Origin of the sequence: Agrococcus sp. TSP3-2-1 (assembly GCF_049897585.1) — a bacterium.
In the GTDB taxonomy this organism is placed as follows: domain Bacteria; phylum Actinomycetota; class Actinomycetes; order Actinomycetales; family Microbacteriaceae; genus Agrococcus.
In genome coordinates, this window is record NZ_JAFCWN010000001.1 from 460,357 (window position 1) to 482,393 (window position 22,037).

At 72.9% G+C, this 22,037-nt stretch carries 20 protein-coding genes and 1 tRNA gene; 14 read left to right on the plus strand and 7 right to left on the minus strand.

Annotated features, from left to right (window positions below):
- Positions 1-6: 6 nt before the first annotated feature.
- Complete coding sequence (locus tag ACP7BI_RS02305) at positions 7-255, minus strand: helix-turn-helix domain-containing protein (protein ID WP_035254233.1); 249 nt, start codon at positions 253-255, stop codon at positions 7-9.
- A gap of 109 nt (positions 256-364) precedes the next feature.
- Here ACP7BI_RS02305 and ACP7BI_RS02310 point away from each other — a divergent pair, with 109 nt between their 5' ends.
- From ACP7BI_RS02310 to ACP7BI_RS02320, 3 genes are read left to right on the plus strand one after another with little or no spacing between them, the layout of a single operon-like run.
- Entirely contained in the window at positions 365-976 is a 612-nt protein-coding gene (locus ACP7BI_RS02310) for a hypothetical protein (RefSeq protein ID WP_425843495.1), read from the plus strand.
- The gene (locus ACP7BI_RS02315; RefSeq protein WP_425843496.1) at positions 973-2,226 is read left to right on the plus strand and encodes an AAA family ATPase; all 1,254 of its coding nucleotides are present in this window, start codon (positions 973-975) and stop codon (positions 2,224-2,226) included. The genes ACP7BI_RS02310 and ACP7BI_RS02315 overlap by 4 nt, the downstream gene beginning before the upstream one ends.
- Before the next feature lie 4 nt (positions 2,227-2,230).
- The gene (locus tag ACP7BI_RS02320) at positions 2,231-3,739 is read left to right on the plus strand and encodes a sensor histidine kinase (RefSeq protein WP_425843497.1); all 1,509 of its coding nucleotides are present in this window, start codon (positions 2,231-2,233) and stop codon (positions 3,737-3,739) included.
- A gap of 70 nt (positions 3,740-3,809) precedes the next feature.
- Here ACP7BI_RS02320 and ACP7BI_RS02325 read toward each other — a convergent pair whose 3' ends face one another.
- Entirely contained in the window at positions 3,810-4,058 is a 249-nt protein-coding gene (locus tag ACP7BI_RS02325) for a WhiB family transcriptional regulator (RefSeq protein ID WP_021010012.1), read from the minus strand.
- A 138-nt stretch (positions 4,059-4,196) separates the two neighbouring features.
- Here ACP7BI_RS02325 and ACP7BI_RS02330 point away from each other — a divergent pair, with 138 nt between their 5' ends.
- Positions 4,197-4,595, plus strand: a complete 399-nt coding sequence (locus ACP7BI_RS02330; protein WP_425843498.1) for a hypothetical protein — start codon at positions 4,197-4,199, stop codon at positions 4,593-4,595.
- Between the two features lie 10 nt (positions 4,596-4,605).
- On the opposite strand, the gene bcp is transcribed toward ACP7BI_RS02330, so the two are convergent.
- On the minus strand, positions 4,606-5,076 hold the full coding sequence (gene bcp, locus ACP7BI_RS02335; protein ID WP_425843499.1) for a thioredoxin-dependent thiol peroxidase: 471 nt from the start codon (positions 5,074-5,076) through the stop codon (positions 4,606-4,608).
- A gap of 106 nt (positions 5,077-5,182) precedes the next feature.
- On the opposite strand from bcp, the gene ACP7BI_RS02340 reads away from it, so the two are divergent.
- Both ACP7BI_RS02340 and ACP7BI_RS02345 read left to right on the plus strand, forming a co-directional pair.
- Positions 5,183-5,255: transfer RNA gene (locus tag ACP7BI_RS02340), tRNA-Lys, on the plus strand.
- Between the two features lie 98 nt (positions 5,256-5,353).
- On the plus strand, positions 5,354-5,968 hold the full coding sequence (locus ACP7BI_RS02345; RefSeq protein ID WP_425843500.1) for a hypothetical protein: 615 nt from the start codon (positions 5,354-5,356) through the stop codon (positions 5,966-5,968).
- 40 nt (positions 5,969-6,008) lie between these two features.
- Here ACP7BI_RS02345 and ACP7BI_RS02350 read toward each other — a convergent pair whose 3' ends face one another.
- The 3 genes from ACP7BI_RS02350 to ACP7BI_RS02360 are packed head-to-tail and all read right to left on the minus strand — an operon-like array spanning position 6,009 to position 8,372.
- Positions 6,009-7,232 carry a pyridoxal phosphate-dependent aminotransferase gene (locus tag ACP7BI_RS02350; protein WP_425843501.1) on the minus strand — a complete coding sequence of 408 codons (1,224 nt, stop codon included), beginning with the start codon at positions 7,230-7,232 and terminating at the stop codon, positions 6,009-6,011.
- A gap of 35 nt (positions 7,233-7,267) precedes the next feature.
- The gene (locus tag ACP7BI_RS02355) at positions 7,268-8,140 is read right to left on the minus strand and encodes a PfkB family carbohydrate kinase (RefSeq protein WP_425843502.1); all 873 of its coding nucleotides are present in this window, start codon (positions 8,138-8,140) and stop codon (positions 7,268-7,270) included.
- A gap of 4 nt (positions 8,141-8,144) precedes the next feature.
- Positions 8,145-8,372, minus strand: coding sequence for a hypothetical protein (locus tag ACP7BI_RS02360; protein ID WP_211448122.1), 228 nt, complete (start codon positions 8,370-8,372; stop codon positions 8,145-8,147).
- Between the two features lie 128 nt (positions 8,373-8,500).
- Between ACP7BI_RS02360 and ACP7BI_RS02365 the strand changes: the two genes are divergently transcribed.
- The 4 genes from ACP7BI_RS02365 to ACP7BI_RS02380 all read left to right on the plus strand — a co-directional run bounded on the left by ACP7BI_RS02365 (position 8,501) and on the right by ACP7BI_RS02380 (position 15,891).
- Positions 8,501-10,138 (plus strand): DUF222 domain-containing protein, encoded by a 1,638-nt coding sequence (locus ACP7BI_RS02365; RefSeq protein WP_425843503.1) that lies wholly within the window; start codon positions 8,501-8,503, stop codon positions 10,136-10,138.
- Between the two features lie 79 nt (positions 10,139-10,217).
- Positions 10,218-10,790 (plus strand): TetR/AcrR family transcriptional regulator, encoded by a 573-nt coding sequence (locus tag ACP7BI_RS02370; RefSeq protein WP_425843504.1) that lies wholly within the window; start codon positions 10,218-10,220, stop codon positions 10,788-10,790.
- Positions 10,790-13,711 (plus strand): MMPL family transporter, encoded by a 2,922-nt coding sequence (locus tag ACP7BI_RS02375; RefSeq protein WP_425843505.1) that lies wholly within the window; start codon positions 10,790-10,792, stop codon positions 13,709-13,711. The genes ACP7BI_RS02370 and ACP7BI_RS02375 overlap by 1 nt, the downstream gene beginning before the upstream one ends.
- On the plus strand, positions 13,708-15,891 hold the full coding sequence (locus ACP7BI_RS02380) for a hypothetical protein (RefSeq protein ID WP_425843506.1): 2,184 nt from the start codon (positions 13,708-13,710) through the stop codon (positions 15,889-15,891). The genes ACP7BI_RS02375 and ACP7BI_RS02380 overlap by 4 nt, the downstream gene beginning before the upstream one ends.
- 124 nt (positions 15,892-16,015) lie before the next feature.
- On the opposite strand, the gene ACP7BI_RS02385 is transcribed toward ACP7BI_RS02380, so the two are convergent.
- Positions 16,016-16,843 (minus strand): sugar phosphate isomerase/epimerase family protein, encoded by an 828-nt coding sequence (locus ACP7BI_RS02385; RefSeq protein WP_425843507.1) that lies wholly within the window; start codon positions 16,841-16,843, stop codon positions 16,016-16,018.
- Positions 16,844-16,944: 101 nt separating this feature from the next.
- Between ACP7BI_RS02385 and ilvD the strand changes: the two genes are divergently transcribed.
- Genes ilvD through ilvC form a run of 4 tightly spaced genes read left to right on the plus strand, consistent with a single transcriptional unit; the run spans position 16,945 to position 22,030 of the window.
- Entirely contained in the window at positions 16,945-18,642 is a 1,698-nt protein-coding gene (gene ilvD, locus ACP7BI_RS02390) for a dihydroxy-acid dehydratase (protein WP_425843508.1), read from the plus strand.
- The gene (locus ACP7BI_RS02395) at positions 18,639-20,462 is read left to right on the plus strand and encodes an acetolactate synthase large subunit (protein ID WP_425843550.1); all 1,824 of its coding nucleotides are present in this window, start codon (positions 18,639-18,641) and stop codon (positions 20,460-20,462) included. The genes ilvD and ACP7BI_RS02395 overlap by 4 nt, the downstream gene beginning before the upstream one ends.
- Entirely contained in the window at positions 20,462-20,977 is a 516-nt protein-coding gene (gene ilvN, locus ACP7BI_RS02400) for an acetolactate synthase small subunit (protein ID WP_425843509.1), read from the plus strand. Before ACP7BI_RS02395 ends, ilvN begins: the two co-directional genes overlap by 1 nt.
- Positions 20,978-21,004: 27 nt before the next feature.
- On the plus strand, positions 21,005-22,030 hold the full coding sequence (gene ilvC, locus ACP7BI_RS02405; RefSeq protein ID WP_425843510.1) for a ketol-acid reductoisomerase: 1,026 nt from the start codon (positions 21,005-21,007) through the stop codon (positions 22,028-22,030).
- Positions 22,031-22,037 lie beyond the last annotated feature (7 nt).

The following is a 22,037-nucleotide window of genomic DNA, read 5'->3' on the forward strand; positions in this document are numbered from 1 at the left end:
GCCCGGCTAGTGCTGCCCGAAGAGGTCGGCGACGCTCGCCGACTGCGCCTGCCGCCACAGGCCGCGGCGGCGCTCGAGCTCGAGCTCCCGGTCGATCCACGCCTGCACCTCGTCGTCGGCGATGCGCCACGCGCCGCGCACGCGCACCCCGACGAGGTCGCCGGCCTCGAGCAGCTCGACGACCGCGGTCGGCGACGTGCCGAGCACCTCGGCGACGTCTGCGACGGCGAGGAATCGCCGCGGTGGGATCGACATGGCCCCATTGTGAGCCAGTCGCGGCGGGAGCGCCCCGAGCCTGTGGAGAACTTCAGCGAAGTCCTGCGCGGCTCTGCGACGCTCGAGCGATCCGAGAGGGGAGGACGCCGTGTCCGCTCGCCGCGCGTGGCTGGATCCGAGGCTCGTGATCGGCGTCGCCCTCGTGCTCGCCTCGCTCGCAGGCGTCTGGCTCGTGGTGCAGCAGTCCTCGAGCAGCGATCGCGCGTGGGCGGCGACGCGCACGCTCCTGCCCGGCGACACGATCGCGGCCGGCGATGTCGAGCCGGTCGACGTGCGGCTGCCGCAGTCGCACGAGCTCTACCTCGACTCGAGCGTCGAGCCGATCGGCATGCTCGTCGCCTCGACGGTGGGCGAGGGGGAGGTGCTGCCCGTGCGCGCGGTGGGCGAGGCCGGGGCAGTGTCGCGATCGGCCGTCGTGATCGAGGTCGACGGCGCGCTCCCGACGGCGGTGCGCGCGGGCGCGCTCGTCGACGTGTGGACGGCGGCGCCGTCCGACGACGGCTTCGACGCGCCGGCAGTGCTCGTCGACGAGGCGATCGTCGTCGGCCTCGTCGAGGACGACGGCATCCTCGCGTCGGCCGCGGCGCAGCTCGAGCTGCTCGTGCCGAGCGATGCGACAGCGCCGCTGCTCGAGGCGATCGCCGACGAGCACGCGCTGAGCGTCGTGCCGCTCGCGCAGCCGGTCGAGGCGGCGCCGTGAGCGTCCTCGCCGTCTCGGCGCCGCTCGAGCGGGAGGACGCGATCGTGCGCGAGGCCGCGCGGCACGGCCATCGCGTGGAGATCCGCGCCGCGACCGCCGCCGACCTCGTCGATCGACTCGCCGCCAGGCCGGCCGATGCCGAGCCCCCGATCGACCTCGTGCTCGTCGTCGCCGATGAGCACCACGTGAGCCGCGCGCTCGTCGAGGCGTGCGACGTGCGGGGCCTCCGGCTCATCGCGCTCGCCGACGACGCCGCGGAGCGAGCCAGGGCGCACACGCTCGGGATCGACGCCGTCGGCTGGGCCGACGGGTTCGCGGCGATCGAGGCGGCCGCGACGCCGTCGGCCGGCGCGCAGCCCGCGCGATCCCGGTCGCGCGGCAGGGTCATCACCGTCTGGGGCCCGGCCGGCGCGCCGGGCCGCTCGACCGCGGCGATCGCGCTCGCGGCCGAGCTCGCGCTGCTCGGCCGCAGGACCGCGCTCGTCGACGCCGACACGACGAGCGCCTCGATCGCGCCCGCGCTCGGGCTGCTCGACGAGTCGCCCGGCTTCGCGGCGGCTGCCCGGCTCGCCCGCGCGGGCAGCCTCACCGTCGACGAGCTCGACCGCATCGCCCAGCAGGTGCCCACGATGGGTGGCGTGCTGCGGGTGCTCACCGGCATCGGGCGCGCGAGCCGCTGGCCCGAGCTCGGTGCCGATCGCGTCGCGGAGGTGCTCGAGCGCTGTCGCGATTGGGTCGACGCGACCGTCGTCGACGTCGCCTCGAGCCTCGAGCAGGATGAGGAGATCTCGAGCGACATGTTCGCGCCGCGGCGGCACGCGGCGACGCTCGCCGCGCTCGAAGCCGCCGACGAGGTCGTGGTCGTCGCAGGCGGTGATGCGGTCGGGATCGCTCGGCTCGTGCGAGCGCTGCCCGAGCTGCGGGCGATCGTGCCGAGCGCGCGCCTCCGCGTGGTCGTCAACAAGGTGCGCCCGTCGGCGATCGGCGTCGCGCCCGAGCGGGCGGTGCAGGAGACGCTGCGGCGGCTCGCGCAGGTCAGCCCCGCGGCGTGCTGGCCCTTCGACGGCCGCGCCGCCGACGCGGCGCTGCTCGAGGGGCGCCCGCTCGTCGACGTCGCGGGCCGCTCCCGGCTGCGGCGACGCGTCCAGGAGCTGGCGCTCGCACTGCAGCCGCTCGAGGTGCAGCCGAGCCGGGCATCGCTGCGCGCCGCCGAGCGGCCGCGGCGTGCGTGGAGGGCCGCGCTACGCTGATCGGGTGACGAGCCTCACGTCGATCGCCCAGCGGTACGGGACCGTCAGCGACGACGATCTGCGCTGGCTGCACCGGCTCGTCTCCGACTTCCAGCTGCTCGCCGATCTCGCGATCGGCGACATCGTCCTGTGGCTGCCGACCGGCGACGACGACGGCTTCATCGCCGCGCAGCACGCGCGCCCGGCCGGCGCCGCGACGCTCTTCTACCGCGACATCGTGGGGCAGCCGGTGCGCAATGCGTGGCGCGAGCAGGTGTCGCGCGCGTTCGAGGAGGGCGTCGCGCTCACGGGCGACTCGCCCGTGTGGAGCGCCGAGGGCGACGCGAAGGTGCGCGCCATCCCCGTGCGGCGGCGCGAGGTCGAGCCGTCGACCCGAGTGGTCGAGCGACCGCTCGCCGTCATCACGCGGCACTCGAACTACGCCGACACGCGCAGCGCCGGTCGGCTCGAGCGCACCTTCAAGGAGTGCGCCGACGAGCTCTTCCGCATGATCGCGAGCGCCGACTTCCCCGACCAGGCCGCACCCACCGAGCCTCGGCGCGGTGCCGTGCGCGCATCCGACGGTCTCATGCGGCTCGACCAGGCGGGCGTCGTCACGTTCGCGAGCCCGAACGCGCTCTCGGCGTTCACGCGGCTCGGCTTCGACGGCGAGCTCGAGGGCGAGTCGCTAGCCGAGATCACGACCGACCTGCTCGACGACTCCCACGAGGTCGAGGAGGCGCTGCCGCTCGTCGTCACCGGCCGTGCGCCGTGGCGCACCGACATCGAGACGCGCCACGTGACGCTCTCGCTCCGCGCCGTGCCGCTGCGCACCGGTTCCCAGCGCCTCGGGGCGATCGTGCTCGTGCGCGACGTCACCGACCTGCGCGTGCAGGAGCAGACGCTCATCACCAAGGATGCGACGATCCGCGAGATCCACCACCGGGTGAAGAACAACCTGCAGACCGTCGCGGCACTGCTGCGCATCCAGTCGCGGCGCACGAAGAGCGAGGAGGCGCGCACCTCGCTGCAGGACGCAGAGCGCCGGGTCTCGTCGATCGCGGTCGTGCACGACACGCTCTCGGAGGGGCTCAGCCAATCGGTCGACTTCGACGCGGTCTTCGACCGCGCGATGAAGCTGACGAGCGAGCTGGCGTCGCTGCACTCGGCGCGGGTGCGCACGGAGCGCATCGGGTCGTTCGGCGTGCTGCCGAGCGGCTACGCGACGCCGCTCGCGCTCGCGCTCACCGAGCTCGTGACCAACGCGGTCGAGCACGGGCTCGCGGGCAAGCAGGACGGGCTCGTGCGGATCACCGCGCGACGCGCGGACGGCTGGCTCACCGTGCAGGTCTGCGACAACGGCGTGGGGCTGCCCGCGGGCCGCGTCGGCTCGGGGCTCGGCACGCAGATCGTGAAGACGCTCGTCACCGGCGAGCTCTCGGGGACGATCGACTGGGGAGCTCGCGCGGTCGAGGGCACCGAGGTCACGGTGCGGGTGCCGCTCGCCTACATCCGCGAGCACGACGAGGACTGAGCCCGACGCATCCGCCCACGAAGAAGCGGGGCCGCCCTCAGGCGACCCCGCTCTCGACGTTGCTGCTGCGTCAGCCGGCGCGACGGGCGCGCGCGGCGCGGCGCTTGAGGGCGCGGCGCTCGTCCTCGGAGAGGCCGCCCCACACACCGGAGTCCTGGCTCGTCTCGAGCGCGTACTGCAGGCACATCTCGGTCACCGGGCACGTCGCGCACACGGCCTTGGCCTTCTCGATCTGCTCGAGAGCCGGGCCGGTGTTGCCCACCGGGAAGAACAGCTCGGGGTCTACCGTCAGGCAGGCAGCGTCATCACGCCAGTCCATACATGTGCTCCTTGTACATTGGAGGGGGAGAGCGCGCTCGCGGAACAGCCGCAGCGCAGAAGTCTTTGGGCGCTGCAGCACTGCCGCCCGACGTTCCATGCTTCCACAGGCACTCCGGAGAGGCAAGGGTTTTCTGCTGTGAGCGATGACGCGAGGGTGCGCCCGAAGACCGCGACGACCGTCGGTCTGCTGCTGCTCGTCGAGGGCCTCGGCATGATCGCTCTGGCCGTCTGGCTGGCGTTCGGAGCGCTCGGGAGCGCCGCCGAGCACATCGCCGGCGGCCTCTTCCTCGCGGTGCTCGCAGCGGGTGCGGCGCTCTTCCTCGCGCTCGCCGGCAAGGCGATGCTCGACGGCCGTGCGTGGTCGCGCTCGGCCGCCGTCGTGTGGTCGGTGCTGCAGCTCGGCGTCGCCCTCGGCACGTTCGACGGCGGCGAGGGCCCGGTGTGGCTCGCGCTCATCCTCGCCGGCCTCTCGGCCGCGATCTTCATCCCCGCGCTGCGCGCGAGCGTCACCGGCTGGCTGCGCCGGGAGGAGTGAGCCGGCCGGCTCAGCCGCGGAAGGCGAGCCGCTTGTCGAGCATGTCGAGGTGGCCCTTCGCCTTCGTGTTGTAGAAGGCGTGCGTGATGACGCCCTGCTCGTCGAGCACGAAGGTCGAGCGGCGCACGCCCAGGGCGATGCGGCCGTAGCTGTTCTTCTCGCCGAACGTGCCCCACGCGCGGTGCACGTCGAGGCTCTCGTCGCTCAGCAGCGGGAAGGTGATGTCGTCCTTGTCGCGCGCCCTCGCGAGCTTCTCTACGGGGTCCTTCGAGATGCCGACGACGGCGTAGCCGTGCTCGCCGAGGTCGGGCAGCGCGTCGCGGAAGTCGCACGCCTGCTGCTTGCACGCGACGGTGAGCGCCTCGGGGTAGAAGTAGACGATCACCTTCCGGCCGCGGAGGTCGGCGAGCGAGACGCTCGAGCCGTCCTGGTCGGGGAGGGTGAAGTCGGGTGCGGGCATGCCGGGCTGGAGGTGGGTCATCCCCTCCATCCAAGCAGAGCGGATGCGTCGGCCGGGCCCGGGCAGGGCGGCCCGGTGGAGGGGGCCCGGCGGCTGTGCTATCGTTGTTCCTCGGTCGAGAGACCATGCACCTCTAGCTCAATTGGCAGAGCAGTTGACTCTTAATCAATTGGTTCCGGGTTCGAGTCCCGGGGGGTGTACGAGACGAAGAGCCCCTGGCTGGTGAGCGATCACCGGTCAGGGGCTCTGCTCTTCTGTCGCGACCTGCATCCGATCGAGCCGCGGCTATGGTGGCCCTATGCGCCAGCGCCGCCTGCTCCTGCTCGGATCGTTGATGCTGACCGCCGGGCTCTCGGGCTGCGCCACGGATGGCGTGGGTTCGGTCGGTTCCGCGCCATCGACGCCGAGCCCCGACGCGAGCGCTGCGCCGGTCAACGTGTCGTCGGAGGCGTCGGCGGCCCCTGCGGCCGGTGCCTCCGCGCAGCAGCGCGCCGATGCGTGGCTCGCGGCCGCAGTGCTGCCTCCGAGCGCGGTGAGCTCGCCGACGATGCCGGACGGCGCGATCGTGCTCGAGGGCTCGTCCCAAGGCTGGTGGTGTGAGCCGATGGGCCTCGCGACTGGGTACTGGACGATTCCCGACATGGGCGTCATCGAGACCGCGAACTGGCTCACGCAGCATCCGACCGCCGACCTCATCGTGCCGGTGCGGATCACGCAGGCCGAGGACGGGAGCGTCGACGGCGCGACGGTTGGGAACGTGCCGACGGCGGGATCGCTCGAGGGCATCGCCTTCACGGTCGCGAGGGCGACCGACGGCGTCGCCGTCCGCGCTGAGGTCGGCGCGTTCGGCGAGTCGACCGTGTGCCCGACCCCCGCGCCGGGCGAGGCGTTCGGCGGGCCCGGCCAGGGCTAGCCGCCCATGCGCGGTCGGCGCTGGTCCGGCCGTGGCCCGGCTACTGCCGGTACGACGCCAGGAAGTTGCCGATCCGCTCGACCGCGGTGACGAGGTCGCGCTTCCACGGCAGCGTCACGATCCGGAAGTGGTCGGGCGCGGGCCAGTTGAAGCCCGTGCCATGCGTGACGAGGATCTTCTCCTGCCGCAGCAGGTCGAGCGCGAGCCGCGCGTCGTCGTGGATCTCGTGCACCTCGGGATCGAGCCGTGGGAAGGCGTAGAGCGCGCCCTTCGGGTTCACGACGCTCACGCCGGGGATCGCGTTGAGCCCCTGCACGGCAGCGTCGCGCTGCTCGAGCAGACGCCCGCCGGGCAGGATGAGGTCCTCGATCGACTGGTGGCCGCCGAGCGCGACCTGGATGCCGTACTGCGCCGGCACGTTCGGGCACAGCCGCGTCGAGGCGAGCAGCGTGAGCCCCTCGAGGAAGCCCTGCGCATGGTCCTTCGGCCCGGTGATCGCGAGCCACGCGGCACGGAAGCCTGCCGCGCGGTACGTCTTCGACAGGCCGTTGTAGGTGAGCGTCAGCAGGTCTGGTGCGAGCGTCGCGATCGAGACGTGCTCGGCGTCGTCGTAGAGGATCCGGTCGTAGATCTCGTCGGCGAGGATGAGCAGCGAGTGCCGCCGCGCGAGGTCGACGATGCCCTGCAGCACCTCGCGCGAGTACACGGCGCCCGTCGGGTTGTTCGGGTTGATGACGACGATCGCCTTCGTGCGCGGGGTGATCTTGGCCTCGACGTCGGCGAGGTCCGGCGCCCAGCCCGCCGACTCATCCGTCAGGTAGTGGATCGGCGTGCCGCCGCCGAGCGACGTCATCGCCGTCCAGAGCGGGTAGTCGGGCGCCGGGATCAGCACCTCGTCGCCCGCGTCGAGCAGCGCCTGCATCGTCATCGTGATGAGCTCCGAGACGCCGTTGCCGAGGTAGACGTCGTCGACCGTGAGCTGCGGGAAGCCCGGCACGTCCTCGTAGCGCGCGACGACCGCGCGGCGGGCGGGCAGCACGCCCTTCGAGTCGGAGTAGCCCTGCGCGGCGTGCAGGTTGGCGATCATGTCCTGCACGATCGTGTCGGGCGTCTCGAACCCGAACGGCGCGGGGTTGCCGATGTTGAGCTTCAGGATCCGGTGGCCCTCCGCCTCGAGCCGCGCCGCCTCGGCGGCCACCGGGCCGCGGATCTCGTAGAGCACGTGCTTGAGCTTCGACGACTGGTCGAGCGACTTGAGAGCCATTGCCCCATGCTAGGCGCGCTCCCGTGCCGCACCCGTCAGCCCGGCAGCTGCAGCAGCCCTCCAGCGGAGCGCGTCGTGGCGGCCGCGACGGCCATCGCGCGCTCGAGCGGGCCGGCCCAGCCGCGGGCGCCGGAGACGACGGATGCGGTGAGTGACGCGAGCACGCTGTCACCGGCCCCGATCGTGTCGACGATGGGCGCCGCAAGCGCGGGCACCGCCGCGTCGACCGCGCCGTCGGCGGTGAGGATCGTCGCGCCGCCGGGACCGCGCGTGACGGCGACCGCCCGGGCGCCGGCCGCGACGAGCCGCGAGGCGGTCTCGTCGGCGTCCTCGCCGTAGACGAGCTCGGCGTCCTCGTCGGAGAGCTTCACGAGCAGCGCGCAGGCGGCGAGGGCGTCGAGGCCCTGCGCGAAGCGCGCGACCGCGCCGGTCTCGCGCAGGTAGGCGGGGCGGGCGTTCGGGTCGATGAGGAGCCGCTCGGCGGAGCGATCGAGCGCGAGGAGCGGCGCGACCTGCCGCTCGTGCTCGAGGGCGAGGCAGGAGACGACGACGAGCGGAGCCTCTGCGAGCAGCGGTTCGAGCCCCTCGAGGTCGACGAAGCGCTCGACGCCCGCGGCGTTGAACTCGTAGCGCATCGTGTCGCCGTCGCGCACGGCGGTCGCGACAGCGGTGCCGAGCGGCGCGGGTGTCGCGACGAGCTCGACGCCGTGGCGCCCGCAGTGCTCGCGCAGCACTCGGCCGGGTTCGTCGTCGCCCACCATCGCGATGAGCCGCGCGGGCACGCCGAGCCGGGTCAGGCCGATCGCGACGTTGAGCGCGGCACCGCCGGGGTGCGAGGCGCCGTCGATCGCGTCGACGAGCGCGTCGCCGATGACCACGACGCGCGCATCGGCCGGAGACGCCGCCATCGGGTCAGCGGCGCTTCTTGGCGGCCTTCTCGAGCTCGCGCTCGAGCTCCTGCTGCCGCGTGCCCTCGTCGCGCTGGTTCACGGCGCCGATCGCGAGCGCGACGCCGATGCCCCAGCTGACCCACAGCAGGGCGAGCCGCCAGTCGCGCGGGCCCTTCTGGGTCGCCTTCGCGATGCCGATGCCGCTCGCGACCGATGTCACGACGCCCGGGTTGAACAGGTACTTGCGCATGCCGCCTCCTCGTCCGAGCAAACCTAGCGCGCGAGCGTGCACGGATGCCTGGAGCGCGCTCGCGAACGCTCTCCACAAGTGCCGGTCCGCGCCGCGCGCGTGTGGGTGGTGCCGAGGAGAATCGGGGCATGACGACGGGACCGGGCGAGGGGGCGGGAGCGCTGGACGCGCCGTGGCTCGAACCGCGCTCGGCTGCAGAGATCGCGGCGGATGCGGAGCTCGACGCGTTCTGGCTCGAGCTGTCGGCGCAGGTGGTCGCGATGTCCGAGGAGCAGGTGACGGCCGCGGCGGAGCGCGGCGCGCCGATCCCGCCGCTGCCGAGCCCGCCGGAGTCGGCGGCCGGGCGGCGGCTGCGGCTCGATGCGGAGTTCGTGGAGCGGTTCGCGGCGCTCGAGGCTGAGACCTCGCGCATCGAAGGTGAGCGGCGGGCGCTCATGGCCGAGCACCTGCAGCGGATGATCGACCAGCCCGGCGACACCGGCGCGATGCTGCGCGAGCTCGCGTCGTTCGCGGCGGTCGAGGTCGGGCTCGCTTCGACGACCGTCGAGCGGCGCATGAGCGACGCGTGGGCGATCGTGACGACCCTGCCCGCGGCGCACGAGGCAGCGGCGGAGGGGCGGATCACGACGAGCCACCTGCGGGTGATCGAGGCCGAGACGCGGCCGCTGCGCGAGGACGAGCAGCTCACGGCCGCTGATCGCGAGCGCGTCGTGGCGGTGCTCGTCGACGCGGCGGAGCGCTCGAGCGTGAGCCGGCTGCGCTCGCGCGCGAAGCAGCTCGTCAACGACGCGCTCACGACGCCGCTGCAGATCCGGCACGAGACCGCGAGGCAGCGGCGGAGGGTCGAGGTGAGCGATGCGGGCGACGGGATGGTGCACTTCTACGCCCTCATGTCGACGGTGAAGGCGCACGCCGCAATGGACCGGCTGACGCAGGCCGCCCGAGCCAGGTCGAAGGACGATCCGCGCACGATCGACCAGTTCCGCGCGGATGCGCTCGAGGAGCTGCTGCTCGGCGGGGTGGTGCCGGAGGACCTTCACGGCGCCTCCGGCATCCAGGTCAAGCCGATGATCGTGATGCCCGCGGATGCGCTCTGCTTCGACGGCACTGCCGCCGAGGCCGAAGCGGCCGGGCACGACTTCCCGGCGATGCTCGACGGGAAGGTGATCGTCGATCTCGACACCGCCAGGCGGCTGGCGGGGGAGGCGCCCACGTGGCTGCGGCTGTTCACGCACCCGGTCACCGGCGTCGCGGTCACGGTCGACTCGTATACGCCGAGCGCAGCGCAGCGGCACGCGCTCCTCGGCCGCGACCTGCGCTGTCGCGCGCCCGGTTGCGACCGCCCGGCGCGCCTCGCCGACCTCGACCACACGAAGCCGTGGTCGGAAGGCGGCGGGACGAGCCTGTCGAACCTCGCCCACATCTGCCGCCGGGATCATTGCCTCAAGCACGACTCGCGCTGGGCCGTCGAGCAGCTTCCCGGCGGAGTGCTGCGCTGGACCTCGCCGCTGGGGCAGGTGATCGACGACCTGCCGGAACCGGTCGGGCCGGTCTTCACCGACATGCCCCGGTCGCGGCCGAGGCCGCCGAAGCGCACTCGCGCGCAGCGGCGTGCCGATCAGCGCGCGGCACTCGATCGCCTCGGCCGCTGGGACGACCCGACGACCTGGCCCGAGCCCGATCCCGCCGCGCTCCGCGAGTGGTACGGGCCGTCGCTCGAATCGACCGCGCAGGGCGGCCCGAACGCTCCACCGCTGCCGTTCTGACCGGGTCGAGGCACCGGCCGGGCGATGCGGCTGACCGATCGGTCGAACTCTGACCGATCGGTCAGTACGATGGTCGATCGTGACCACTCGCGACACGATCCTGCAGGCGGCGCTCGAGCGCTTCGCCCGCACCGGGTACCTCGGCAGCTCGATCCAGCAGATCGCCGACGACGTGGGCACGTCCAAGTCGTCCGTGCTCTACCACTTCGAGTCGAAGGAAGCGCTCCTCGAGGCCGCGATGCAGCCTGCGATCGACGCGATGTCGGCGCTCGTCGCCGCGCTCCCGCAGGCCGGCCCCGACAAGCTCGAGGCGGTCCCGGCGCTCGCGACCGGCTTCGTCGACGTGCTCATGGCCCACAGCGCCGCCGTCTCGGTCTTCGTCACCCAGCGCGGCGCGCTCCGCGACGTGCCGGTCATCGGCCGCGCGAACGCGCTCGTCGACGCGATCGCGAGCACCCTCGTCCAGGAGGCGCCGAGCGCCCGCGTGCTCACGCGCGTCTCGATCGGCCTCGCGGGCGTCGCCTTCATCCTCGGCGACGCGCTCGACGACGAGCGCGAGTACGTCGACCCCGCCGAGATGCGCGAGATCTTCATCGACACGCTGCTCGAGCTGTGCCTCGCGCAGCCCCAGTCCCTCGAGGGGACCTGCTGATGGCCACCTGGCTCTCCCGCATCGGCGCCGGATCGATGCGTCGCGCCCGCCTCGTCATCGCCGCATGGCTGCTCGCCGTCGCCGCCGCGCTCGGCGGCGCCTTCGCACTCGGCCCCGACATGCAGGAGTCGTTCGACATCCCCGGCACCGAGTCCCAGGAGGCGCTTGACCGCCTGGGCAGCGTCTTCCCGCAGGTCGCGGGCGCCGCGGTGCAGGTCGTCTACGAGGCGCCCGAGGGCGACTCGATCGAGCAGCACCGCGACGCGATCGAGCGGCAGGTCGACGAGATCACCGCGATCGACGGCATCGCGGCCGCGGTCACCCCGTGGGACGAGTTCGCTGCCGACCAGATCTCCGACGACGGCCGCATCGCCTACGCGCAGGTGCAGTTCGAGCCGCGCGAGACGAGCGGCACCCTCGCGGGCCTCGACGAGCTCGTCGCGACGGCGGATGCGCCGCGCGCGACGGGACTGACCGTCGAGTTCGGCGGCCAGGTCTTCCAGGCCTCGAACGTGCCCATCTCCTGGGTCGAGGGCGTCGGCGTGCTCTTCGCCGGCATCGTGCTGTTCGTCACCTTCTGGTCGCTCCTGACCGCGGGGCTGCCGCTCATCACCGCGATCGTCGGCGTCGCGATCACGATGGGCGGGGTGCTGGGCGCGTCGGCGCTCGTGACGGTCTCGAACTCCGCGCCGCTCATGGCGCTCATGATCGGCCTCGCCGTCGGCATCGACTACGCGCTCTTCATCCTCTCGAAGCACCGCTCGCAGCTCGCCCGCGGCATGGGCGTGATCGAGTCGGGCTCGCTCGCGGTCGGCACGGCCGGCACCGCCGTGCTCTTCGCGGGCCTCACGGTCGTCGTCGCGCTCGCGGGCCTGCTCATCGTCGGCATCCCCTTCCTCTCGATCATGGGCATCGGTGCCGCGATCTCGGTCATCATCGCCGTCGCGGCCGCGGTCACGCTCCTGCCCGCGATCATGGCGCTCCTCGGCGAGCGCTTGCGGCCGAAGCCCGGCAGCCGCGCCGCGCGGCTCGCCGAGCGCGATGTCGACGAGCGCCGGACGCTCGGCATGCGCTGGGTCACGGGCATCACCAAGCGCCCGTGGGTCGCGGTCGTCGGCGTGCTCGCCGTCATGGGGGTCGCCGCGATCCCCGCCGCGAGCCTCGAGCTCGCGCTCCCCGACAACGGCCGTGAGGCGCAGGGCTCGACGCAGCGCATCGCCTACGACACCCTGCAGGAGGGCTTCGGCGAAGGCGTCACGGGCCCGCTCGTCGTGATGGCTGACATCACGCAGATCACCGACGTGCTGCCCGTGCTCGAGGCGCTCGCCGACGACCTCGCCGAGATCCCCGGCGTCGAGCGCATCGGCAGCGCCTTCCCCGACGAGACGGTCGACACCGCGATCGTGCAGGTGATCGCCGAGACCGGCCCCGCCGACCCCGCGACGGCCGACGTCGTGCGCGCGATCCGCGACGCCGCCCCGGCGCTCGAGGAGGAGCACGGCACCGCGATCGCCGTCACGGGCGCGACCGCGGTGCAGATCGACGTCTCCCAGCGCCTGCAGGACGCGCTGCTGCCCTTCGGCATCGTCGTCGTCTCGCTCGCGATCGTGCTGCTCATGCTCGTGTTCCGCTCGATCCTCGTGCCGGTCACCGCCGCGCTCGGCTTCATCGGCTCGGTGCTCGCCGCCTTCGGCGTCGTCGTCGCGGTCATGCAGTGGGGCTGGGGCATCGAGCTGCTGCACGCTGAGCCGGGCCCGATCCTCTCGTTCATGCCTGTGCTGCTCATGGCCGTGCTCTTCGGCCTCGCGATGGACTACCAGATGTTCCTCGTCTCCGGCATGCGCGAGGCGCACGCCCACGGCCACGGCGCCGTGAGCGCCGTCCGCCACGGCTTCGCGGCGAACGCACGCGTCGTCACCGCCGCCGCGCTCATCATGTTCTTCGTCTTCTTCGCGTTCGTGCCCGAGGGCATGGCGATGATCAAGGCGATCGCGCTCGGCCTCGCCGTCGGCGTCGCCGTCGACGCCTTCCTCGTGCGCATGACGCTCATCCCCGCCCTCATGACGCTCATGGGGGAGCGGGCGTGGTGGCTGCCGCGCTGGCTCGACCGCGCGATGCCCGAGATGGACGTCGAGGGCGAGACCCTCGGCCGGCACCGCGACGCGCTCGCGTGGGTGGCGGATGCGGGAGGCCACCTCGCGCTCGAGCGCTTCCGTCCCGAGGTGGACTGGCGGCAGCCGGGCTACGCGTCGTGGACGCTCACGGCGCCTCGCGGCGCCGTCGTGCGCCTCGGTGGCAGCTTCGCCGACCGCCAGCGGCTCGCACACGCCCTCGTCGGCGACGTCGACGCGGCCGGCCGCGCGCAGCTCGGCGGCGCCGCGCTGCCGGGCGACGTCGCGACCCTCCGGCGCCGCGTCGCGATCGTCGATCTCGACGGCCACGTCGAGTCGGCGCACCAGGCGGCGCGCGCCGCGCTCGCGCTCCGGAGCCCCTTCGCGCCCGGCCCCGTGCTCGACCACCGCGCGGAAGCGCTCGTCGCCCGCGCCGCCGAGGCGCTCGGCGCCCCGATCGACGCCGCCGCACCGCTCTCGCGCCTCGCGCCCCTCGAGCGGGCCGCCGTGCTGCTCGCGACCGCGACCCTGCGCGGCCCGAGCCTCATCTGGATCGACGCCGCGGCGGGCGCACCGACGGGCGCCGCGCGCCTCGCGGCTCGCCTCGCGGGCCCCGACGCCACGATCGTCTCGAGCGAGGCGGCGCCCGAGGCGCACGGCCGCGCAGCGGTCGACGCCCAGCCCGCCGACGCGGCCGAGGAGGACCGCCTCGCGGCCGAAGCCGCATCCGCCGCGTCCGCCGCAGATGCCGGCGCAGCGCCGACCGACCCGCGCACCGAGGCGCTCGCGACCACGGGAGCAGACCGATGACCAGCTCGCTCAAGAAGGCCGTCGCCCTCACGACGGCCGCCGTCACCCCGTTCGCCGTCGCGGCGCTCGCGGCCTGGTCGATCGGCCCGGCGCTCGACGGCGACCGCGACGTGCCCGCCGCGGTCGTCAACAGCGACCGCATGCTCGCGACGACCGCCGAGGACGGCACCGAGTCGGTCATGTTCGCCGGCCGGCAGGTCGTCACCGACCTCGTCGGCGACGAGGACGACGGGTTCGCGTTCCGCATCCTGAACGCGGAGGACGCCGAGGAGGCGCTCGCGGAGGGCGCGGTGCGCGCCGTCGTCACGATCCCCGACGACTTCTCGGAGCGGGTGCTGAGCCTGCAGGGCGACGACCCGCGGCAGGCCGGCATCGAGATCGTCACCGACGCCGCCTCGAGCGGACTCGCGTCGAGCCTCGCGACCGAGACGGGGGAGTCGATCGTCGCCACCTTCGGCGACGTCGTCACGACCGGCTTCATCTCGGGGCTCTACAGCGGCCTCGGCACGCTCGGCGAGCAGCTCGGCACCGCGGCGGACGGGGCGGATGCGCTCGGCTCCGGCGGCGGGGAGCTCGAGTCGGGGCTCGGCGACCTCGCCGACGGCCTCGACCAGCTCGGCGCCGGCGCGGGATCCGCGCAGGACGGTGCCGACCAGCTCGCCGAGGGTGCGGGACAGCTCGCGACGGGGCTCGGCGGCGCCGACGCCGGGATCGGGCAGCTCTCCGGCGGCGCGGCGCAGCTGCGCGACGTCCTCGGCGCCTACACCGACGGCGTCGACGCGCTCGCCGGCGGCGCGAGCTCGCTCGCAGGCGGCGTCGACGCCTACACCGATGGCACCGAGCGCTTCGCCCGCGGCGTGCAGCAAGCGGGTGACGAGCTGCGCGCGGGTCTCGGCGGCGCCGCGGAGGCGGGCGGCATCGGCGATCTCGAGGACGCGCTCGACGGCCAGGCCGCGCTCGCCGCATCGCTCCTCGCCGCGCTGCGAGCCGATCCGGCGACCGACCCCGCCGCGCTCGCGCAAGCGCAGCAGCTCGCGGGCGCGCTCGGGCAGCTCTCGCAGCAGGACATCAGCGGCGACCTCACCGCGGGACTGCTCGCGGCGACGGCCGACCTCTCCGCGCTCGACACCGCGGCCGACCGGCTCGTCGCGGGCGGAGCGCCGCTCCGCGACGGCGCCGCGCAGCTCGCCGACGGCGCCGCACAGGCCTCTGCCGGGTCGCCGGCGCTCCGATCCGGCGCCTCGCAGCTCGCGAGCGGGCTCTCGCAGCTCGACGGCGGCTTCGGCGCGTCGGTCTCGGGCGCCTCGCAGCTCGCCGGCGGCGCCGACGAGCTCGCGGCCGGGCTCGGCGATCTCGGCTCCGGCGTCGGCCAGCTCGCCGACGGGGCGCGCTCCGCAGCGTCCGGCGCGGGCGAGCTCGGCGACGGCGCCCGTGAGCTCGGCGACGGGCTCCGGCAGGGCGTCGACGCGCTCCCGCAGCTGAGCGAGGGCGAGCTCGACGACCTCGCCGACGTCGCGACGAACCCCGTCGGCTTCGACCTCGAGGAGCGCCGCGCGCTGCCGAGCGGGGAGGCGCGCATCGGCTCGCTCGCCGTGCCGGTCGGCCTGTGGCTCGGGGCGCTCGCGCTCGTGCTCGTCATGGCGCGCTCCGCCCGCCGGGTCGCCGCGTCGGCCGAGACCGACGGCCGCGTGCTCACCGCGCTGCTCGTGCGCTCCGCGTGGATCATCGCCCTGCAAGCGGTGCTCGCCGCGCTCGTGCTGCACGCGATCGGCGGCGTGGCCTGGTCTGCGCTGCCCATCACGCTCACGGTCTCGCTGCTCTTCGGCGCGGTCGCGGCGCTCGCGAACCTCGCGCTCACCGCGTGGCTCGGGCCGGTCGGGGCGATCGTCTCGCTCGTGCTGCTCGCGCTGCAGGCCGTCGCCGCGGGCGGCGTGCTGCCGCGCGACGTGCTCGGCTCCGCGTTCGCGTCGATCGCTCCGGCGCTGCCGATGACCCACGCCGTCGACGCGCTCGTCGCTGCCGCGGCGGGCTCCGGCTGGTCGGGCGGCGCCATCGGGATGCTCGTGCTCTTCGCCGCGATCGTGCTGCTCGCCTCGCTGCTCGCCGTGCGGTCGATGCGCAGGCGGGACACGACGGAGCGCATCAAGGCGTTCGATAGCCTGGCGCCCGCGAGCGCGTGAGCACATCGTCGCGTTCTGCGCAGCGCTGCGGCTCGGCGCCGCGGATGCCAGCCCGACGGCGGCGCTGCAGGGCGAGGGAGAGAGGCGCCGCCGTGGATCGAACGATCGATCCTGGTGTCGATGCTTACCGGTCGGCGGCGCGCGCCGCATCCTGCGCCGCCTCACCCAGCCCCAGGTGCTCGCGCGCGAACTCGAGCGTCTCGGTCAGCATCGCGAGCCGCTCGCGCTCGTTCCGCGCGTAGCGGGTCTTGATCTCGGCGACGACCTGGCCGGTCCAGCGCCGCTCGGCGAGCATGCGCAGCACCTCCGCGACCGGCTCGTTGCCCCGGCCCGGCAGCAGGTGCTCGTCGAAGATGCGCCCGCCCTCGGCGGCGACGCCGTCGGTGAGGTGCACGTGCCGCAGCCGATCGCCGAGGTCGAGGGCGAGCTCCATCGAGTCGCGCTTGGCGAGCGCGCAGTGCGAGAAGTCGAGCGTCGCGTGGTCGACGTCCATCTCGCTCGGATCGATGCCTGGCAGGTACGCCTGCCGGTCGATGCCGCCGGCCGCCCACGGGAACATGTTCTCGACCGCGACCTCGACGCCGTGCTTCCGCTCGGTCTGCCGCACGGCATCCTCGAAGGTGCGCGCGTACTTGCCCTGCCAGCGGAAGGGCGGGTGCACGACGACCGCCGGCGCGCCGACCGCGACGGCGAGCTCGGCAGAGCGGTCGAGCTTCACGAACGGGTCGCGGCCCCACACGAACGTCGTCAGCAGCACGACGGGCGCGTGGATCGCCATGATCGGCTGCTCGTACTGCGCCGAGAGCTCGAGCAGGCGCTCGGGGCTGCGCGTCTTCGCGTCGGTCGTCACCATCACCTCGACGCCGTCGTAGCCTGCTTCGGCCGAGAGGCGGAAGCCCTCCTCGACGCCCTTCGGGAAGACGGAGATCGTGCTCAGCCCGACCTTGATCATGCACACGACGGTAGACCCTCCGGGTGAGTGCCGCGGTCCAGGAGCGGCACTCGACGCTCCGCGGCGCGGATCTGACATCCCCCGCGGCGTAGGATCGGGCCATGCCTGAGATCGACATCAAGCCGCGCTCGCGCGCCGTCACGGACGGCGTGGAGGCCACGACGAGCCGAGGGATGCTGCGGGCCGTCGGCATGGGCGACGGCGACTGGGAGAAGCCCCAGATCGGCATCGCGAGCTCGTGGAACGAGATCACGCCGTGCAACCTCTCGCTCGACCGCCTCGCGCGCTCGTCGAAGGAGGGCGTGCACGCCGGCGGCGGCTACCCGCTGCAGTTCGGCACCGTCTCGGTCTCCGACGGCATCTCGATGGGCCACGAGGGCATGCACTTCTCGCTCGTGAGCCGCGAGGTCATCGCCGACAGCGTCGAGACGGTCGTGATGGCAGAGCGGCTCGACGGCACCGTGCTGCTCGCGGGCTGCGACAAGTCGCTGCCCGGCATGCTCATGGCGGCCGCACGGCTCGACCTCGCGAGCGTGTTCGTCTACGCGGGCTCGATCGCGCCCGGCTTCGTGAAGCTCTCGGACGGCACCGTGCCCGAGTCGCTCACGATCATCGACTCCTTCGAGGCGGTCGGCGCCTTCAAGGCGGGCAAGATGTCCGCCGAGGACCTGCACCGCATCGAGTGCGGCTTCGCGCCCGGCGAGGGCGCGTGCGGCGGCATGTACACCGCCAACACCATGGCGTGCATCGCCGAGGCGCTCGGCATGAGCCTGCCCGGCTCGTCGACGCCGCTCTCGGCCGACCGCCGCCGCGACTACTACGCGCGCCGCTCGGGCGAGGCCGTCGTCGAGCTGCTGCGCCGCGGCATCACCGCCCGCGACATCCTCACGAAGGAGGCGTTCGAGAACGCCATCACCGTCGCGATGGTGCTCGGCGGCTCGACGAACGCCGTCCTGCACCTGCTCGCGATCGCGCACGAGGCGGAGGTCGAGCTCGACCTCGAGGACTTCCGCCGCATCGGCGCCCGCTCGCCGCACCTCGCGGACGTCAAGCCCTTCGGCGCCTACGTCGCGCAGGACTTCGACCGCGTCGGCGGCATGCCGGTCGTCATGCAGGCGCTCCTCGACGCGGGCCTCCTGCACGGCGACGTGCTCACCGTCACCGGCCGGACGCTCGCGGAGAACCTCGCGGAGCTCGCCCCCGCGCCGCTCGACGGGACGGTCGTGCGCGCGCTCGAGGACCCCATCCACGCGACCGGCGGCCTCACGGTGCTCGACGGCACGCTCGCGCCCGACGGCGCGGTCGTCAAGACGGCCGGCTTCGACGCGGAGGTCTTCGAGGGCCCCGCGCGCGTGTTCGACCGGGAGCGGGCCGCGATGGACGCCCTCACCAACGGCGAGATCCGAGCGGGAGACGTGGTCGTCATCCGCTACGAGGGGCCGAAGGGCGGGCCGGGGATGCGCGAGATGCTCGCGATCACCGCCGCCATCAAGGGCGCGGGGCTCGGCCGCGATGTACTACTGTTGACGGACGGCAGATTCTCAGGCGGCACAACCGGCCTGTGCATCGGCCACATCGCCCCTGAGGCGGTCGACTCCGGTCCGATCGCCTTCGTGCGCGACGGAGACCGCATCAGGGTCGACATCGCCGCTCGCTCGCTTGACCTGATCGTCGACGAGGCAGAGCTCGCCTCCCGGCGTGAGGGCTGGGAGCCGCTGCCCCCGCGCTACACGCGCGGAGTCCTCGCCAAGTACGCCCGTCTCGTGCAGTCCGCCGCTCGCGGCGCCGTCACGGGCTGACGCATCTCGACCGTCAGCAGCACAGGAGAGCAATGCCCATCACCGCAAGGCCTGCCCCGCCGCGCAGCGCCGAGCCCCCGACCCTCACCGGCTCGGGAGCCGTCCTCAAGTCGCTCGAGCTGCTCGGCGTCACCGACGTCTTCGGCATCCCCGGCGGCGCGATCATCCCCTTCTACGACGAGCTCATGCAGCAGTCGGCGATCCGCCACATCCTCGTGCGCCACGAGCAGGGCGGCGGCCACGCCGCCGAGGGCTACGCGGCCGCGACCGGCCGGGTCGGCGTGTGCCTCGCGACGAGCGGCCCCGGTGCCACGAACCTCGTCACCGCGCTCGCCGACGCCTACATGGACTCGGTCCCGATGGTCGCGATCACCGGGCAGGTCTTCAGCCACCTGATCGGCACGGATGCGTTCCAGGAGGCCGACATCACCGGCATCGTGATGCCCATCACGAAGCACACCTTCCAGGTGACGCGCCCCGAGGACGTGCCGGGCGCGCTGCGCGCGGCGTTCCACATCGCATCCACCGGTCGCCCCGGTCCCGTGCTCGTCGACATCACGAAGGACGCGCAGCAGGACTCGGCGCCGTTCGTGTGGCCCGACCGCGTCGACCTGCCCGGCTACCGCCCGGTCGTCAAGGCGCACGGCAAGCAGATCACCGCCGCGGCGCAGCTGCTCGCGAGCTCCGAGCGACCGCTGCTCTACGTCGGCGGCGGCGTCATCCGCGCGAAGGCGTCGGCCGAGCTGCTCGAGTTCGCGGAGTCGACCGGTGCACCCGTCGTGACGACGCTCATGGCGCGCGGCGCGTTCCCCGACTCGCACCCGCAGCAGCTCGGCATGCCCGGGATGCACGGCACGGTGCCCGCGGTGCTCGCGTTCCAGGAGTGCGACCTCATCGTCGCGCTCGGCGCCCGCTTCGACGACCGGGTGACGGGCAAGGTCGCCGAGTTCGCGCCGAACGCGAAGGTCATCCACGTCGACGTCGACCCGGCGGAGATCTCGAAGATCCGCCCAGCGGACGTGCCGATCGTCGGCGACGTGCGCGAGGTGCTGAGCGACCTCTCGATCGCGTTCCAGGAGCTCGTCGCGAGCGAGCGGCCCGACCTCACCGACTGGTGGGAGCGGCTGCATGGACTGCAGGAGCGCTTCCCGCTCGGCTTCCCCGAGCCGAGCGACGGCAAGCTGTCGCCGCAGCACGTCATCCAGCGCATCGGCCAGCTCACCGGCCCCGAGGCGATCTACGCGTCGGGCGTCGGCCAGCACCAGATGTGGGCGGCGCAGTTCATCGAGTACGAGCGGCCGAACGCGTGGCTCAACTCCGGCGGTGCCGGCACGATGGGCTACGCCGTGCCTGCCGCGATGGGCGCGAAGGTCGCCGAGCCCGAGCGCGTCGTCTGGGCGATCGACGGCGACGGATGCTTCCAGATGACCAATCAGGAGCTCGCGACCTGCACGCTCAACGACATCCCGATCAAGGTCGCGATCATCAACAACTCGTCGCTCGGCATGGTGCGGCAGTGGCAGAGCCTCTTCTACGAGGGCCGGCACTCGTTCACCGACCTCGAGACCGGCGACGACGCGAAGATGATCCCCGACTTCATCAAGCTCGGCGAGGCATACGGCTGCCTCGCGATCCGCGTGACGAAGCCGGAGGAGATCGATCCTGCCATCAAGCTCGCGCTCGAGACGAACGACCGCCCGGTCGTGATCGACTTCATCGTCTCGAAGGACGCGATGGTGTGGCCGATGGTGCCGCAGGGCGTCTCGAACTCCTTCGTGCAGTACGCCAAGGAGCACAGCCCGGTGTGGGAGGAGGAGTGATGAGCACGCACGTCCTGTCGCTCCTCGTGGAGGACAAGCCGGGCCTCCTGACCCGCGTCGCGGGCCTCTTCGCCCGCCGCGGCTTCAACATCGAGTCGCTCGCGGTCGGCAAGACGGAGGTGCCGGGTCTGTCCCGCATCACCGTGGTCGTCGACGTCGAGGACCTGCCGCTCGAGCAGGTCACGAAGCAGCTCAACAAGCTCATCAACGTCGTGAAGATCGTCGAGCTCGAGCCCGCCCAGTCGGTGCAGCGCGAGCACATGCTCATCAAGGTGCGGGTCGACAACTCGACGAGGTCGCAGATCCTCGAGGCCGCGACGCTGTTCCGCGCGCGAGTCGTCGATGTCACGACCGACGCGCTCGTGATCGAGGTCACGGGCGACTCGCCGAAGTGCCAGGCGCTGCTGCGGCTCCTCGAGCCCTACGGCATCAAGGAGATCGCACAGTCGGGCCTGCTGGCGATCGGCCGCGGCAGCAAGTCCATCAGCGAGCGCGCGCTCAAGCAGAGCTCCTGACCCCCAGAACCAGACGAAGGAGACAGCATGACTGAGGTCATCTATGACGACGGTGCCGACCTCGGCATCATCCAGGGCAAGAAGGTCGCCATCATCGGCTACGGCTCGCAGGGCCACGCGCATGCGCAGAACCTGCGCGACTCGGGCGTCGAGGTGCGCGTCGGCCTCCAGCCGGAGTCGAAGAGCCGCCAGAAGGCGACCGAGCAGGGCTTCGAGGTCGGCACGCCCGCCGAGGTCGCCGAGTGGGCCGACGTCGTCGTGCTGCTCGCTCCCGACCAGCACCAGCGCCACATCTACAGCGACGAGGTCGCGCAGCACATGGGCGAGGGCAAGACGCTCCTGTTCAGCCACGGCTTCAACATCCGCTTCGGCTACATCGAGGCGCCCGAGGGCGTCGACGTCGTGCTCGTCGCGCCGAAGGGCCCGGGCCACACCGTGCGCCGCGAGTTCCAGGCCGGCCGCGGCGTGCCCGTGATCGTCGCCGTCGAGAAGGATGCGTCGGGTTCGGCGTGGCAGACGGCGTGGTCGTACGCGAAGGCGATCGGCGGCCTCCGCGCCGGCGGCATCACGACGACCTTCACGGAGGAGACCGAGACCGACCTGTTCGGCGAGCAGGCCGTGCTGTGCGGCGGCACCTCGCAGCTGGTGCAGTACGGCTTCGAGACGCTCATCGAGGCCGGCTACCAGCCCGAGATCGCCTACTTCGAGGTGCTCCACGAGCTCAAGCTCATCGTCGACCTCATGTGGGAGGGCGGCATCGCGAAGCAGCGCTGGTCGATCTCCGACACCGCCGAGTACGGCGACTACGTCTCGGGCCCCCGCGTCATCAGCCCCGACGTGAAGCAGAACATGCAGGCCGTGCTCGCCGACATCCAGTCGGGCGCGTTCGCGAAGCGCTTCATCGAGGACCAGGACGCGGGCGCACCGGAGTTCAAGCAGCTGCGCGAGCAGCAGCAGGGCCACCCGATCGAGGAGACCGGCAAGAAGCTGCGTGCGCTCTTCGCCTGGGAGCAGCCCGACGCCGACTACACGGACGGCTCGGCAGCCCGCTGACCCACGC